General features: G+C 73.1%; 11 protein-coding genes. 3 read left to right on the top strand and 8 right to left on the bottom strand.

Annotated features, from left to right (window positions below):
* Positions 1–5: 5 nt before the first annotated feature.
* Positions 6–1,442 (bottom strand): aminotransferase-like domain-containing protein, encoded by a 1,437-nt coding sequence (locus AMK29_RS28755; RefSeq protein WP_073818511.1) that lies wholly within the window; start codon positions 1,440–1,442, stop codon positions 6–8.
* Here AMK29_RS28755 and AMK29_RS28750 point away from each other — a divergent pair.
* Positions 1,441–2,520: a DMT family transporter gene (locus AMK29_RS28750; protein WP_241845751.1), complete on the top strand. Its 1,080-nt coding sequence runs from the start codon at positions 1,441–1,443 to the stop codon at positions 2,518–2,520. The genes AMK29_RS28755 and AMK29_RS28750 overlap by 2 nt on opposite strands.
* An 84-nt stretch (positions 2,521–2,604) precedes the next feature.
* A complete protein-coding gene (locus AMK29_RS28745) occupies positions 2,605–2,808 on the top strand; it encodes a DUF1918 domain-containing protein (protein WP_073818510.1) in 204 nt (67 codons plus the stop codon).
* On the opposite strand, the gene AMK29_RS28740 is transcribed toward AMK29_RS28745, so the two are convergent.
* Positions 2,784–4,037 (bottom strand): glycoside hydrolase family 10 protein, encoded by a 1,254-nt coding sequence (locus tag AMK29_RS28740; RefSeq protein ID WP_241845750.1) that lies wholly within the window; start codon positions 4,035–4,037, stop codon positions 2,784–2,786. The two genes, AMK29_RS28745 and AMK29_RS28740, sit on opposite strands and share 25 nt — an antisense overlap.
* Positions 4,038–4,233: 196 nt before the next feature.
* Between AMK29_RS28740 and AMK29_RS28735 the strand changes: the two genes are divergently transcribed.
* Entirely contained in the window at positions 4,234–5,094 is an 861-nt protein-coding gene (locus AMK29_RS28735) for a 3-hydroxybutyryl-CoA dehydrogenase (protein ID WP_073818507.1), read from the top strand.
* Between the two features lie 78 nt (positions 5,095–5,172).
* Here AMK29_RS28735 and AMK29_RS28730 read toward each other — a convergent pair whose 3' ends face one another.
* The 6 genes from AMK29_RS28730 to AMK29_RS28705 all read right to left on the bottom strand — a co-directional run bounded on the left by AMK29_RS28730 (position 5,173) and on the right by AMK29_RS28705 (position 13,760).
* Complete coding sequence (locus AMK29_RS28730; protein WP_073818505.1) at positions 5,173–5,703, bottom strand: NUDIX hydrolase; 531 nt, start codon at positions 5,701–5,703, stop codon at positions 5,173–5,175.
* 62 nt (positions 5,704–5,765) lie between these two features.
* Positions 5,766–7,106: a transcriptional regulator gene (locus AMK29_RS28725; RefSeq protein WP_073818504.1), complete on the bottom strand. Its 1,341-nt coding sequence runs from the start codon at positions 7,104–7,106 to the stop codon at positions 5,766–5,768.
* A 318-nt stretch (positions 7,107–7,424) separates the two neighbouring features.
* Positions 7,425–8,492: a PP2C family protein-serine/threonine phosphatase gene (locus tag AMK29_RS28720; RefSeq protein WP_073818502.1), complete on the bottom strand. Its 1,068-nt coding sequence runs from the start codon at positions 8,490–8,492 to the stop codon at positions 7,425–7,427.
* A gap of 277 nt (positions 8,493–8,769) precedes the next feature.
* Positions 8,770–11,298: a phenylalanine--tRNA ligase subunit beta gene (pheT, locus tag AMK29_RS28715; protein ID WP_073818500.1), complete on the bottom strand. Its 2,529-nt coding sequence runs from the start codon at positions 11,296–11,298 to the stop codon at positions 8,770–8,772.
* Positions 11,298–12,437: a phenylalanine--tRNA ligase subunit alpha gene (pheS, locus tag AMK29_RS28710; protein WP_073818499.1), complete on the bottom strand. Its 1,140-nt coding sequence runs from the start codon at positions 12,435–12,437 to the stop codon at positions 11,298–11,300. The genes pheT and pheS overlap by 1 nt, the downstream gene beginning before the upstream one ends.
* A 144-nt stretch (positions 12,438–12,581) precedes the next feature.
* Complete coding sequence (locus tag AMK29_RS28705) at positions 12,582–13,760, bottom strand: sensor histidine kinase (protein ID WP_073818497.1); 1,179 nt, start codon at positions 13,758–13,760, stop codon at positions 12,582–12,584.
* Positions 13,761–13,764 lie beyond the last annotated feature (4 nt).

Genomic DNA, 13,764 nt, shown 5'->3' with positions numbered 1-13,764 from the left:
CGCGGTCAGGCGGTGAGCTCGTCGACGGCGGTCCGCAGCCGGCGCACGCCCTCCGCGATCTCGGTGGGGCCCGCGACACCCGCGAAACTCAGCCGGATGTGCCCGGCGGGGGGTTCGGCGCAGAAGTAGGGGCGGCCCGGGGCGGCGGCGACACCGCTCCGCAGGGCGGTGGCGACGAGGGCGGCCTCGGGGAGGGCGTCGGGGAGGCGCAGCCAGAGGTGGTAGCCGCCGTAGGGGATGTGGGGCAGGGCGAGGGCGGGCAGATGGTGGGCGACGGCCCCGGCCAGCAGGTCCCGGCGGCTCTTGAGCTCCTGGGCGACCGCCCGCAGATGCCGGTGCCACGCGGGCGATCCGACGAGTTCGAGCGCGGCCTCCTGGAGCGGCCGGGGGACGAAGAAGCTGTCGACGACCTGGATGGCCCGCAGGCGTTCGAGGACGGGGCCACGGGCGGCGAGGGCGCCGACCCGCAGACTGGGCGAGGTCGCCTTGGTGAGCGAGCAGACATGGACGACGACCCCGTCGGGGTCCTCGGCGGCGAGCGGGGCGGGGAGCGGGGGCGCGCCCTCGTGGACGAGACGGCGGGCGAAGTCGTCCTCGACGACGAAGGCTCCGGCGGCGCGGGCGATGCGGATGACCTCACGGCGCCGCTCCGGTGCCAGCACGGCGCCGGTCGGGTTCTGGAAGAGCGGCTGGCAGACGAAGACCCGGGCGCCGGTGGCGCGGAAGGCGGCGTCGAGGAGCTCGGGGCGGACCCCGTCGGCGTCCGCGGGTACGGGGACGGGGCGCAGTCCCGCGGCGCGGGCGACGGCGAGCATGCCCGGGTAGGTGGGCGACTCGACGAGGACGGGGGTGCCGGGCGGGGCGAGGGCGCGCAGGGCGGTGGTGAGGGCGGGCTGGCCGCCGGCGGTGATGAGCAGATCGGCGGCGGTGACGCTGCCGCCGATCTCACGGGCGAACCACTCGCGCAGTTCGGGCAGGCCGTCCGTGGGCGGCCTTCCCCATGCGCCGGGGCGGCGCCCGGCGCGGGCGAGGGCGGCGGCCATGGCCCGCTGCGGCTGGAGCGAGGGGTGGAGGTACCCGCCGTTGAACTCGATCACCCCGGGCTGCGGGGCGGCCAGCGTGACGAGGACACCGGAGGCGTCGACTGAGCGGGGGACGAGCTCGGTGGCGGAGTCGGCGCTGAGGGCGACCTCCTGCCAGGAGGTGTCGCCGGTCGCGGGGGTGGCGGTACGGGCCTCCGCGCGGTAGGCGCCGGCGCCGGGGCGCGTGACCACGAGCCCTTCGGCGGCGAGCAGGGCGAGGGCGCGGGTGACGGTCACCGGGGAGACCCGGTAGCGCTCGACGAGCGCGCGACTGGACGGCAGCTTTCCACCAGGTGAGTAGCGGTTCAACTCGGACCGAAGGGAATGCGCCAGTTCCCCCACACTGCTACGCTCGTTCATGACAGCACAGAATAGCGCTACTGCCTCGATGACGATAGCGGTCACCGCCACCGGCGAAAGCACCCCGACCGGGAGCACGCCGACCGGAAGGCCGTCGGGTACCAGGACGCCAGGCGGAAGCCGCACCCCCGGGACCTCCGCAGGGAGCGCCGACTCCGGAAGCGCCTCCGCCGGAAGCGGTAACACCTCCACCGAAGACGCCCCCCGCGGCGCCGCCGACCCGCTGCGTCGCGGCACCCTGCTCGCCGTCCTCGGCGTCGTGTGCTTCTCGCTCACCTTCCCGTCCACCGCCTGGGGCCTGGAGAGCTTCGGCCCCTGGTCGCTGGTGGCCGTGCGCTCCGCGCTCGCCGGTCTCATCGCCGCCGCCTTCCTCCTCGTCGGCCGCGTACCGCTGCCCGAGCGGCGCCACTGGGCGGGCCTCGCCGTCGTCGCCTGCGGTGTCGTCATCGGCTTCCCGCTCCTGACGACGCTGGCCCTGCAGACCTCCACCACCTCGCACGCCGCCGTCGTGGTGGGCCTCCTCCCGCTCACCACGGCGGCCTTCGCCGCGCTGCGGACCGGACGGCGGCCCTCCCGTACCTTCTGGTCCGCCGCCGTGGCGGGCGCGGTCGTGGTCCTCGGGTTCACGCTCCAGCAGAGCGGCGGGGCGGTGTCGCGGGGCGACCTGTACCTCTTCGGCGCTCTCCTCGTGTGCGCGGCCGGCTACACCGAGGGCGGACGGCTGGCCCGGCAGATGCCGGGCTGGCAGGTCATCGGCTGGGCCCTGGTCCTGTGCCTGCCGCTGATGCTGGCCGGCTCCGCCGTGGCGCTGTCCCTGGAGCCGGTACACCTGAACACCCACGGTGTGATCGGCCTGCTCTGGGTCGCCGCCGGTTCGACCTTCTTCGGCCTGTACGTCTGGTACCGGGGCATGGCGTCGATCGGCATCCCCAAGGCGAGCCAGCTTCAGCTCGCCCAGCCGCTCCTGACCCTGTTCTGGTCGGTGTTCCTGCTCGGCGAGACCCTGCCGCTCGCCGCCCCGCTCGCGGCGGTCGGCGTCCTGGTCTGCATCGCCGTGACGCAGCGGGCGAGGAGCTGACGCGACGGATCGGGGTGACCAGGGTCACAATGGCAGACGTAGGCTCCGTAGCAGGACAAGCCCGGTCGCGAGGAGGTCACCCCGATGCAGGCGAGCGTGGGCGACACACTGCTGGTGCACGGCCGGACCGTCGGTCACCACGACCGTACGGCCGAGGTCCTTCAGGTGCTGGGGGAGAACGGCACTCCCCCGTACCGCGTGAAGTTCGACGACGACGGCCACGAGGCCCTGATGTCGCCGGGCCCCGACACCGTCGTACGTCATCACCCCGAGGCGGAGGCCCGCTGACCCCGTTCCCCCGGCGGGAGGACCCTGGTCGGGAAGTGATCGGCCACCACGGCCGCCATCGCCCCGATCCGGTCCTCCGTGACCTCCTTCGCCGCGAAGAAGCAGTGGCCGCCGACCCTCGGGTACGTGGCGGCGAGCTTCAGATGGCGTGACAGTTCCTTCCGGTCCTGCCAGGCGGCGGGCTGCGCGGGGTCGCCCACCTTGTAGAGCGCCTCACCGATGTAGAGGCCCACGCCGGTGTCCCGGACCACCTCGTCCCACCAGGGCAGCAGCTTGGCGTAGTCCGTCGAGGGCATGCCGATGTGCCAGTACAGCTGCGGCACGACGTGGTCGAGCCAGCCCTCCTTGATCCACTTCCGGGTGTCGGCGTACAGGTCGTCGTACGTCTGGATGCCGCCGCTGGTGTCCGAGCCCTTGGGGTCGGTGGCGATGTTCCGCCAGACCCCGAAGGGGCTGACGCCGAAGGCCACGTGCGGCTTCACGTCCTTGATCCGCGCGGACATCTCGGAGACCAGCAGGTCGATGTTGTGCCGCCGCCAGGACGCCTTGTCGGAGAAGCCCCCGCCGTACCGCGCGTAGGACTCGTCGTCGCCGAAGTCCTGTCCGGCGACCGGGTACGGGTAGAAGTAGTCGTCCCAGTGCACGGCGTCGATGTCGTAGCGCCGCACCGCGTCCAGCATGGCGTCCTGGACGAAGCGGCGGACCTCGGGCCGGCCGGGGTCGTAGTAGAGCTTGCCGCCGTAGGGCAGCACCCACTGCGGGTGGAGCCGGGCCGGATGGTCGGCGACGAGCCGGCTCGGATCCGTGTGATTCGCCACTCGGTACGGGTTGAACCAGGCGTGCAGTTCCAGGTCCCGCGCGTGGGCCTCCGCGACGGCCGTGCCCAACGGGTCCCAGCCGGGGTCGCGGCCCTGCGTCCCGGTGAGGCACTGCGCCCACGGCTCGTGCGGCGAGGGCCACAGCGCGTCGGCCGTCGGCCGCACCTGGAGGACCACCGCGTTCAGCCGGCGCTGGACCGCCTTGTCCAGGTGGGCGAGGAGTTCGGCGCGCTGCTCCGCCGCACCGAGGCCGCTGCGGGAGGGCCAGTCGCGGTTGCCGACCGTGGCGATCCACACGCCGCGGAACGCGGGCGCGCGGGACGGTCTGCCCCGTACCGGCGACTCGGCTCCGGCCGCCGCCGGCGCTGTCGTTCCCGTCACGGCGAGCACCGCCGCGGCCGCGCGGGCCACGAACCCTCTTCTGCCGATAGGCCGCACTTGTACCCCTCTTCTGTCGGATACCTCACACCCACCCGGACAGCATGCCCGCCCTGGACGATCGATCATCGGTTAATGAGCGGTAACGTCGTGGGGTCGAGGCGGACGCATCGGAATCACACGGGCCCCGCCGCCAGAGAAGAGCGAAAGGCACGAGGTGACGGACTCCATGGCCGACATTGAGCGCGTCGGAGTGGTGGGCTGCGGCCAGATGGGCGCGGGCATCGCAGAGGTGTGTGCCCGGAGCGGCCTTGACGTGAAGGTCGCCGAGACCACCGGCGAGGCGCTGGAGATCGGCCGCACACGGCTCTACAACTCGCTGGCCAAGGCCGCCGAACGCGGCAAGATCAGCGAGGAGGAGCGGGACGCGACGCTCGCGCGCCTCAGCTTCACCACCGACCTGGGCGAGTTCGCCGACCGCGACCTCGTCATCGAGGCGGTCGTGGAGAACGAGCAGGTCAAGACCGAGATCTTCCAGGTGCTCGACCAGGTGATGACCCGGCCGGACGCCATCCTCGCCTCGAACACCTCGTCCATCCCGCTGGTGAAGCTGGCCGTGGCGACCTCCCGCCCCGACCAGGTCATCGGCATCCACTTCTTCAACCCGGCCCCGGTGCAGAAGCTCGTCGAGCTGATCCCGGCCCTCACCACCTCCGAGGGCACGATCAGTCGGGCGCAGGCCTTCGCGGAGAAGACGCTCGGCAAGCACGCGATCCGCGCGCAGGACCGTTCCGGTTTCGTGGTCAACGCGCTGCTCGTGCCGTACCTCCTCTCGGCGATCCGGATGTTCGAGTCGGGCATCGCGAGCCGCGACGACATCGACAACGGCATGGAGTTCGGCTGCGCCCACCCGATGGGCCCGCTCAAGCTCTCGGACCTGATCGGTCTGGACACGATCGCGTCGATCGCCGACTCGATGTACGCGGAGTTCAAGGAGCCGCTGTACGCCGCTCCCCCGCTTCTCCAGCGCATGGTGGACGCGGGCCGGCTCGGCCGGAAGACGGGCTCGGGCTTCTACCCGTACGCCTGATCCCCCCGCGCCACCCCTCGATCACCGGACGGCCCGTACCCCCGCACAGGTACGGGCCGTCCGGCGTCCCCCCGCTCCTCAGCCGAGGCGCAGATGGTGGAGCATCAGCAGCCCCGCGGCCATGTTGGCGGCCGGGATCTCACCCCGGGCGATCATGTCGGGGATCTGTTTCAGCGGGACCCAGGCCCGCCGGGAGGACTCGAAGTCGTCCTCGGGCGGTCCCGTGTACGTGGCCCGCTCCGCCCAGTAGAGGTGGTGCCGGGCGTCGGTCAGGCCGTTGGACGGTTCGACGGTGAGGAGATGGCGCAGCGGCCCCGGCCGCCAGCCGGTCTCCTCCTCCATCTCGCGGGCGGCGGCTGCCTCGATGTCCTCGCCGTCCTCGACGACGCCGGCGGCCAGCTCCCAGCCCCAGCTGTCGGTGATGAAGCGATGGCGCCAGAGCATCAGTACTTCGTCGGCCTCGTTGACGGCGGTCGCCACGGCGACCGGACGGAGCCGGATCAGATAGTGGTCGAGGTGGCGGCCGTCCGGGAGTTCGACGTCCGCGAGGTTCACCCGGAACCAGCGATTCTCATAGACAGAGCGTTCGCTCAGTTTCGTCCACTGCACGTTCTTGCCACCTTCCGACTGGTCGGTGCTTGATAGGTGGCAATATCGCAGCAGTTCGATGGCTAGAGCGGAACGCGTAGGGCTCCGTCGATGAGCGCCGCCGCCTCCCGGGCATCGCTCCCGCCGCTCGCGAGAAGATGCTCCCGCACCTGCCGCAGCCGGTCCCGCAGCCGCCGCGACTCCATCCCCCGCGCCCGCTCGGTCATCTCCACGGCCGTGCGCGCCGCACCCTCCGCCTCCCCCTGCCGCAGCTCGATCTGGCACAGCATGGCGAGCCGGTGCACCCGGCCCCGGTCGTGCGACGGCGTCCCCACCGCCATCGCCGCGTGCTCGTGCGCGGCGCCGAGATCACCCAGACTGAGCAGGGCCTCGGCGACCTGCACGTTGACGAACCCCGGCTGGACGTAGCCCGTCTCCGCCGGCTCGTCCCCCGGGCTGATCCGCTCCGCCGCCGCCTCGGCCCGCCGGATACAGGCCAACGCGGCCGCCGCGTCCCCCAGATGCGCGTACGCCTTCGCCTGCATCGCCGTCAGATCGGCCGCCAGCGCCGGGGTGATCTGCCGCCCCGCCGCCCGCAGCGCCGCCTCCGCGAACGCCACCGCCTGCCGGTACTCCCCCATGAACAGCGACTGGTTGACGAGGAGCGCGATCACATAGGCGCCGAGCCCCCGGTCCCCGCTCGCCTTCGCGAGCCGCAGCGCCTGGTGGAAGTAGCGCTGGGCGAGACCGTGCGCGTCCGCGTCGTACGCGCAGATGCCCGCCACCGCCACCAGCCCCCCGGTGGCACGGTGCAGCCGCCGTCCCAGGGCGTCGCTGTACGAGCCCCGCAGCAGCGGCGCGGTCTCGGTGGTGAGGAAACCGACGATCCGGGCCCGGGTCGCGATGCCCCCGGCCTTGCGGTACATCTGCTCGTAGTGCGACCGGGCGGAGCACAGCACGGCGATGTCGGCGGCCGACACCGTGGTCCGGCCCGAACGGGAGACGTCCATGTCCTCCGGTGGGTTCTCCCACTCCCAGACCGGCATCACCGCCGGGGTACCGGTCACGGCCGGCGCGGCCACTATGTGCGGCCGCTGCTGCTCGTCGGAACGCCACAGGGCGGCCGCCCGCTCCACGAACCCGGAGAGCGGCGAACCGGCCGCCGGCAGCGGCCCGTCCGGCACGCCGAAGCCGATGTCGTCCAGGGTCACCTGCCGGTGCAGTCGCGCGGCGAGCACCTCGCAGATCAGGTCCGGCACCTGACCGCGCGGCCGCTGGCCCTTCAACCAGCGCGCCACGGCCGTGTGTTCGTAGCGCAGGACGAGGCCCCTGGCCCGGCCGGCCCGGTTCACATGGGCGGCGAGGCCGGCGTTGGAGACGCCCGCTTCGTCGAGCAGGGCGTCGAGCAAGGTGTTGGGCTGCATGGCCGCTCCGGTCGCTCGGTGAACTCAGCGTAGCGGTGGCCGAATTCGTACGAGACGGACCAGTCCGGAAGACGCCGCCGGGACGACACCGCGCGGGGTGATTTCGCACGGGGTGTGAATCAAGTACTCGTTCTTCCGGTCCGCGTGCTCTGCCGCGCTCGTCCCCGTACCGGTTGACTGTGTTTCTCGCCGCAAGGCGACGGCCGGGCCGCCGGCTCCCCCCTCAACAGTGCGGCCGCCCGGTCCGCGTCGCCCGCCCCGCTGATCTGCCCGACACTCCGTGGCGGGGCGGGCGACGCCGGCTCCTGCCCTCTCCGCTCAGCAGTGGGAGGAGGGGGCGGGCCGGGGGCGGCGCAGCCCGGGTTCGGCGGGCTGCGCCGGAACCCGGACACGGTCGTTGCGTACGACGAGCAGCGCGACGTCGTCGGCGAGCCGGCCGCCCGTGTGGTGCAGCAGGGCCGTGTGGACCCGGCGGACGAGCGCGGACGGCACCTCACCTGGCATCCCGGCGAGCGCGGTGTCGAGCGCGAAGAACCGGCCCCGGCGGTCCCGGGCCTCCTCGGCGCCGTCCGTGTGCAGCACCAGCGTCTCGCCGGGCAGCAGCCGGGCCGCCGTGTACGGCGCGAGCGCGACGGGCAGGGGCAGCACCCCCAGCGGGGGCAGCGGGTCGCCGACCGGGAGCCGCTCCACGACCGGACCGAGGCGGTACGGGCCGGGGTGACCGCAGTTGAACACCGCGAGCCGCCCGTCGGAGGCCACCTCCAGGAGCAGCAGGGTCACGAACTCCTCCGCCGCCGGATGCACGGGATCCGTTACCGCCCGCGCCGGGTGCTCGTCCCGTGCCCGCTCCCGCAGATGACGCTCCAGCGTCCGCTCCAGGCGCCGCAGCACGCCGCCGAGTTCGGGCTCGTCGTGGGCGGCCTCACGGAAGCTGCCGAGAACGGCCACCACCGCGCCGAGCGCCGCGAGACCGTGACCCCGGACGTCCCCGATGACGATCCGCACCCCGTAGGGGGTGGCCACCGCCTCGTACAGGTCCCCGCCCACCGACGCTCCCCGCGAGGCCGACAACTGCCCCGCCGCCAGGGCGAGTCCGTCGAGCCGGGCGGGCAGCGGGCGCAGCAGCACCTGCTGGGCGGCGACGGCGACGGCCCGCACCCGGGCCAGCTCGCGCACGAGACCGCGCCGGAGGCCGAGCACCAGGCCGAGGCCGACGCTGAGGAACACGACACTGGTGGCGATCCTCATCGGCAGCCCCGGCTGCCGGGCCAGCGGACAGCCGAACTTCCACGCCACGGCCACCCCACCCCACGCGGTGGGAAGCGCGAGCGGGGCGAGCCGGCGGAGCCTGGAACCGGCGGAGACCAACGACCTCGTACGGATCATGCACGGCCCTTCCCGAGCCCCGGCAGCGCCCGAAGGCCCTGCTGCACACAGGTCCGCCCCTGCGGCCGCGTCGATTCTGCCGACCGCGCCACCCCCCGGGGAACACCCCCCGACGATCTCACCCGAAGGAGTGAGCACCCTCGGCGCGCCGCCCCGCGCCAGGGGTCCGCCACGCGCACGAACGGCCGTGTCCCGCATGCCCGTTCGCGGTCCGGATACGGCGGAGGGCCGCCCCGGGGAATCCCCGGGGCGGCCCTCCTCGTGCCGTGCCCGTGCGTCAGGCGCCGCGCAGGGTGGCGCCCGTGCGCTCGGAGGCCAGGGCCACGGCCGCGTCGCGGGCCGCGGTGGCCTCGTCGACCGTCAGGGTGCGGTCCGGGGCGCGGAACCTCAGGGCGTACGCGAGGGACTTGGTGCCCTCGCCGAGCTGGTCGCCGGTGTAGACGTCGAACAGCCGGACGGACTCCAGGAGTTCACCCGCGCCCTCGGTGAGGGCGGCCTGGACCTCGGCGGCCGGGACGTCCTGGGCGACGACCAGGGCGACGTCCTGGGTGGCGACCGGGAAGGAGGAGATACGGGGAGCCCTGAGCGGGCCCTCGTTCGCCTTCTCCAGCAGGTCCAGGTCGATCTCCATGGCGCAGCTGCGGGCCGGGAGACCGAAGGCCTTCACCACGCGCGGGTGGAGTTCGCCGGCGTGGCCGACGAGGACCTTCTCGCCGTCCACCTCGACGTGGAACGCGGCGCAGCGGCCCGGGTGCCAGGGGGCGTGCTGGTCGGCGCTGATGATCAGCTCGACCCCGGCCTCCGCGGCCACGGTCCGGCCGGCCTCGACCGCGTCCGCCCAGTCGGACGGACGGCCCTTGCCCCACCAGCCGGCCTGCTCGCGCGCACCGGCGAGGACGACGGCGGCGCGGCGCGGCTGCGCGGGCAGCGCGGCGTTGACCTCGGCGACCTCCTCGGCGGTGGGTCGGCGGTCGACGGGCAGCCGGACGGCCACGCCGGTCCGGCCCTCGGGCCGGAAGACCAGACCGGTCTCGAAGAGCGCGAGGTCGTGGCTGCCGCGGCTGTCGTTGCGACGGAGCGCGCCCAGCAGGCCCGGGAGCAGCGTCGTGCGGAGCGCGGGCTCCTCGTCCGAGAGCGGGTTGACGAGCTTCACCAGGTGGCGACGCTCGTCGTCCGCCTCGACGCCGAGGTGGTCGAGGGCCTGCTCGCCGATGAACGGGTAGCTCAGGGCCTCGACGTAGCCGGCGCCGGCCAGGGCGCGGCCCACCCGGCGGTGGACGCGCTGGCGCTCGGTGAGCCCGCGGCCGGCCGGGGGCCTCGGCAGCGTGGAGGGCAGGTTCTCGTAGCCCTCCAGGCGGATGACCTCTTCGGCCAGGTCGTTCGGCGCGGCGAGGTCAGGGCGCCACGAGGGCACGGTGACGACGAGCTCGTCCTGGCCGTAGACGGCGCAGCCGACCTCCTGGAGGCGGCGGACGACGGTCTCACGGCCGTAGTCGACGCCCGCGACCTTGTCCGGGTGGTTCGCCGGCAGGGTGATCGTGCGCGGCGCGGACGGGGCGCTGATCTCGGTGACGCCGGCCTCGGCCGTGCCGCCCGCGAGCAGCACGAGCAGGTCGACGGTGCGCTGCGCGGCGGCGGCCGCGGCCTGCGGGTCGACGCCCCGCTCGAAGCGCTTGGACGCCTCGGAGGACAGCTTGTGGCGGCGGGCCGTGCGGGCGATCGAGATCGCGTCGAAGTGCGCGGCCTCGATGACGACCTCGGAGGTGCCGGTGACGAGACCGGTCTCGGGGTCGGTCACGGGGTCGGCGATCTCCGTGTTGGCACCGCCCATGACGCCCGCGATGCCGATCGGGCCGCGGTTGTCGGTGATGACCAGGTCCGCGGCGTCCAGGACGCGCACGGTGCCGTCGAGGGTGGTGATCTTCTCGCCGGCCTCGGCGCGGCGGACGCCGATGGGGCCGTCGAGCCGGCTGCGGTCGTAGGCGTGCAGCGGCTGGCCGAGCTCCAGCATCACGTAGTTGGTGACGTCGACGGCCAGCGAGATCGGGCGCATGCCGGCCTTCTGCAGGCGGCGGCGGAGCCAGATCGGCGAGCGGGCCTCGGGAGCCAGGCCGACGACGGTGCGCGCGGTGAAGCGGTCGCAGCCGACGGGGTCGGTGACCTGGACCGGGTAGCCGTACGAGTTCGGCGCGGGCACGTCGAGCAGCGCCGGGTCGCGCAGCGGCAGACCGTAGGCGGTGGCCGTCTCGCGGGCGACGCCGCGCATCGAGAGGCAGTAGCCGCGGTCCGGGGTGACGGCGATGTCGAGGACCTCGTCGAACAGCTCCAGGAGGACCGTGGCGTCGGTGCCGACCTCGTGCTCCGGCGGCAGCACGATGATGCCGTGCGTGCCGTCGTCGCCCATGCCGAGCTCGTCGCCGGAGCAGATCATGCCCCGGGAGACACGGCCGTACGTCTTGCGCTCGGCGATCCGGAAGTCACCGGGGAGCACGGCGCCGGGCAGGGCCACGACGACCTTGTCGCCCTCGGCGAAGTTCCGGGCGCCGCAGATGATCTCCTGGGGCTCGCCGGTGCCGTTGGCCTGGCCGACGTCGACGGTGCAGAAGCGGATGGGCTTCTTGAACTCCGTCAGCTCCTCGATGGTGAGGACCTTGCCGACCACCAGGGGGCCGGTCAGGCCGGCGCCGAGCTGCTCGACGGTCTCGACCTCGAGGCCTGCCGAGATGAGCTTGGCCTGGACGTCTCGGCCGGTCTCCGTCGCCGGCAGGTCGACGTACTCCCGCAGCCAAGAAAGCGGGACCCGCATCAGATCTCCATCCCGAACGGCCGGGTGAACCGGACGTCACCCTCGACCATGTCTCGCATGTCGTCGACGTTGTGGCGGAACATCAGCATCCGCTCGATGCCGAACCCGAAGGCGAATCCGCTGTACTTCTCGGGGTCCACACCGCAGGCGACGAGCACCTTGGGGTTGACCATGCCGCAGCCGCCCAGCTCGATCCAGCCCTCGCTGCCGCAGGTGCGGCAGGGGCGGTCCGGGTTGCCGACGGACTCGCCGCGGCAGACGTAGCAGAGCATGTCCATCTCGGCGGACGGCTCGGTGAACGGGAAGAAGTTCGGGCGGAGCCGGGTCTTCATGTCCGGGCCGAAGAGCGCCTGGACCATGTGGTCCAGGGTGCCCTTGAGGTCGGCCATGGTCAGGCCCTCGTCGACGGCGAGCAGCTCGATCTGGTGGAAGACCGGGGTGTGCGTGGCGTCGAGCTCGTCGGTGCGGTAGACGCGGCCGGGGCACACCACGTAGACCGGGGGCTCCCGGTCGATGAGGGTGCGGGCCTGGACCGGCGAGGTGTGCGTGCGGAGCACGACGCCGGACTCGTCGCCCGTCGTCGCGGTTCCCTCGGCGGAGGTTCCCTGGACGAAGAAGGTGTCCTGCATCTGCCGGGCCGGGTGGTCCGGGACGAAGTTGAGGGCGTCGAAGTTGAACCACTCCGCCTCGACCTCGGGGCCCTCGGCGACCTCGTACCCCATGGAGACGAAGACGTCGGAGACGCGCTCCATGAGCGTGGTCAGCGGGTGACGGGCGCCGGCCGGGACACGGTCGTACGGCAGGGTGACGTCGACGGCCTCCTCGACGAGGACGCGGGCGTCACGGTCGGCCTCGAGCTCGGTCTGGCGGGCGGCGAGCGCCTTGGAGACGACGCCGCGGGCCTGGCCCACGAGCTTTCCGGCGGCGGCCTTGGCCTGCGGAGGCAGGGCACCGATCTCCCGGTTGGCGAGCGCCAGCGGCGAGGTGCCACCGGTGTGCGCGGTCTTCGCATGCGCGAGCGCGTCGAGGTCGCCCGCGGCGGCGAAGGCGGCGAGCGCCTCGTCCCGCATGCGCTCGATCTCTTCCGGTTTCAGTGCCTCGACCTCAACCGGGTCGTACGACTTATTGGGTGCGGACATCTCTTCCCGTGCTTCCGTTGGCTGGCTGGGCGGCCCCGCTCGACGTCAAGGGCGCAAACGTGCCAAAGGACGAGTCTAACGGGGTGGGGGGACGCGAATGAGCCCGTGGGCAGGCCGGGCGGCTCCTGATCTCGTCTGGTCTCGTCAGGTGAGATGGGCCGGGGTGCCGACGGGCAGGATAAATCGGAACTCGGCCCCGCCCCGGGGGCCCCTTCCGACGGTGATGGTGCCGCCGTGGGCCTCGACGACGCCCTTGACGATGTACAGGCCGAGTCCGGTGCCGCCGCGCTTGCTGCCCCGCCAGAAGCGGGTGAAGACGCGGCTCATCGACTCCTCGGGGATGCCGGGGCCCTCGTCGCTCACGGTGACCTCCGTCCCCTCTTCTCCCTCGTCGCCGGTCCTGGCGGGTGCCACCTCGATGGTGACGGTTCCGTCCCCGTGGCGCACCGCATTTTCGAGGAGGTTCCCGAGTATCTGGTCGATCTTGTCGGGGTCGGCCCAGAGCGCGGGCAGCCCCGGCCTGATCCGTACGAAGAAGCGGTCCGGGGACTGGCCGGCGGTGGTGTGGACCTGGACGTGGCGGCCGACGGCGGCGGCGATGTCGACGGGCTGGCGGCGCACCTCGAGCCGGCCGGAGTCGATCCGGGAGATGTCGAGGAGTTCGGCGATGAGCCGCTTGATACGGCCGGCGTCGGCGTCGACGGTCTCCAGCATCAGTCGCTTCTGCTCGTCGTTGAACCGCTCCCACTTGGTCAGGAGGGTCGCGGTGAACCCCTTGACGGAGGTGAGCGGGGAGCGCAGTTCGTGGGCGACGGTGGCGATGAGCTCGGCGTGGCTGCGCTCGGTGCGGCGGCGCGCCTCGGTGCCGCGCAGGGAGACCACGACCCGGCGGACGGGTCCCGTGGGCCGCTCGCGGACGTACCGGGCGGAGACGAGGACCTCGCGGCCGCCGGGCAGCAGCAGATTGCGCTCGGGCTGGCCGCGGCGGATGGCGAGACCGCCGTACGGATCGGTCAGGGTCCACCAGCGGCGGCCCTTGAGGTCTTCGAGGGGCAGCGCCTGGTCGAGGGGCAGGCCGAGGGCGCGGTCGCCGGGGACGGCGGTGATACGGGCGGCGGCGGCGTTGAAGCAGATGATCCGGCCCTGCTCGTCGGCGACGACGAGGCCGTCGGGCAGGTCGTCGGGGTGGATCCCGGCGAATCCGCCGGCCCCGTCCGGGGCGGCGCCTGCCGCCGGACCGGTGGTCGTCGCGGCGTCCGCCGGTTTTGGGGCGCGCGGTGTGGTGCTCCGTGCCTCTGCGGGACTGTCCGTACCGACCGTCATCGCC

This window comes from Streptomyces sp. CB02261 (genome assembly GCF_001905665.1).
In the GTDB taxonomy this organism is placed as follows: domain Bacteria; phylum Actinomycetota; class Actinomycetes; order Streptomycetales; family Streptomycetaceae; genus Streptomyces.
The sequence above is the reverse complement of the archived record's forward strand: the minus strand, read 5'-3'. Positions and strand labels throughout refer to the sequence as shown.